This window comes from Psychrobacillus sp. BL-248-WT-3 (genome assembly GCF_012843435.1).
GTDB lineage: Bacteria > Bacillota > Bacilli > Bacillales_A > Planococcaceae > Psychrobacillus.
The window spans coordinates 1-729 of the sequence record NZ_JABAFC010000091.1 but is presented as its reverse complement, the minus strand read 5'-3'; the positions used below and the strand labels follow the sequence as shown (position 1 = coordinate 729).

At 38.3% G+C, this 729-nt stretch carries 1 protein-coding gene; it reads left to right on the top strand.

Features of this window, described 5'->3' with window-relative positions; all coding sequences use genetic code 11:
* Nucleotides 1-154 precede the first annotated feature (154 nt).
* Nucleotides 155-729, top strand: a 575-nt coding sequence (locus tag HF876_RS18730) for a transposase (RefSeq protein ID WP_169361562.1), incomplete at its 3' end; no start/stop codon positions are given.

Below are 729 nucleotides of genomic sequence, written 5' to 3'. Positions count from 1 at the left end.
GAGACTGGGACAAAACCATCCTCTTAAATGAAAAAGCCGATGAAATTTTACAATAAGTAAAATTTCACCGGCTTTATATTTTTTGTCATAAACAAAGGACACTTTCTGATAAAATTAAGTTACCACACCAAATCCAACAGAAAGAAGTGTCCTTATGTTTAAAGATTATAACATGAATCAAGTGGTATTGCCTTTAGATTTAGAAGTAAAATTACAAGAAAACGATATTGCCTTCCATATTCACCATTTAGTTGAAAGCATCCCTGACGAAGCGTTTAAAGTATTTCTTCGAAATACGGGTTGCCCTGCCTATCATCCCCGCATGATGATGAAAATCATCCTTTGTGCTTACTCCCAGTCTGTTTTTTCAGGTCGAAAAATTGAAGGACTCTTATACGATAGTGTCCGGATAATGTGGCTGGCCCAGGGCTATCAACCAAGCTACCGCACAATCAATCGATTTCGTGTGCAGCCAGAGGTGAGCGAATTAATCCGTCAATGTTTCGTACAATTCCGCTGTCAGTTGGTCCAAGAAAAACTCATTGACCAAGAGGCAATCTTTATTGATGGTACAAAGATTGAAGCAAACGCTAACAAGTTCACGTTTGTCTGGAGAAAATCCGTAGAGAAATATAACAAAGGATTGATAGAAAAATCGAACCAGCTATATAACGAACTGCTTGAAAAGGAGATCATCCCTCAAATGGAACGAGAAGATGAAGAGCACCT